Genomic DNA, 836 nt, shown 5'->3' with positions numbered 1-836 from the left:
GACAATCCACAGACCCAGCTCCAATACATCTGTCCAAGTCTTACGACCTGACCAACCCATTGCAAAACACCACAATAGTGCTAGACCTGCACAGACACCGACAATGGCATAAATGGCGGTACGGATTTGGGTCACAATATTGGTGGCATCCGATTCAAAGCCAGCGGCTAATGCCAATGGCGATAGACCGGCCAATAACATCAGAGCCACTGCTTTGCCAGTCATGGCAGGATTAAACTGGTACCGCTGTTTAACTACAGTTTTCATAAGACTATTTCCTTATAGAAATAAAAATGCCGCAAAAGCGGCAGACACAAAAAAAGCCGCGTGAGCGGCTGGCACAAAAAAACCACCTATTGGTGGATATCTAGATACTGCTTCAAGATTAGAACTCTCTAAAAACATCCCAACCCGAGTAAATCCTTTCTGCTTTAGCGGGCTGTTCTGTGGTCACTTCATTCTGATTTGAAGAATTGTAAGTGGCCACAGCGGGTTGTAAGTAAGGTGTGGGATTAGACTTGGCTTTCGGTGCCCGTGATGGAGTAATGATAGATGAACGGCTATCAATTGCGGGTACGCGAAGCGTAGTGTTATCTGAATTTAGTGCAGCGCTATTGACCACTTTTTGAACATACGAAGGTTGGCCACCGAAGTCACGTGTAAACCCAAACCGAAAATTTCCGCTGTAATAACAGCTAAAGGATTTTTGTAATGCAGATTGAGTCATGCGCCCGCCCTCAGCTCGGCTGAAGCAATCTGTCAGGATTTTGGCACCGGCAGCGATGTTTTTACACGGATCGAACACCGTTTCGTAGCTCAACCCATAATGAGCTAGA

General features: G+C 46.2%; 1 protein-coding gene and 1 pseudogene. Both read right to left on the bottom strand.

The genetic code is table 11. The features are described from left to right. On the bottom strand, positions 1-267 hold a 267-nt coding region (locus tag A2F46_RS11715), incomplete at its 3' end, for a TrbC/VirB2 family protein (protein WP_066570647.1). Positions 268-385: 118 nt separating this feature from the next. Then, positions 386-836: pseudogene (locus tag A2F46_RS11710) on the bottom strand (hypothetical protein); the annotation flags it as partial.

The sequence above is a fragment of the Snodgrassella sp. CFCC 13594 genome, from assembly GCF_001590725.1.
In the GTDB taxonomy this organism is placed as follows: domain Bacteria; phylum Pseudomonadota; class Gammaproteobacteria; order Burkholderiales; family Neisseriaceae; genus Snodgrassella.
This window is presented reverse-complemented; position numbering and strand designations above follow the sequence as displayed.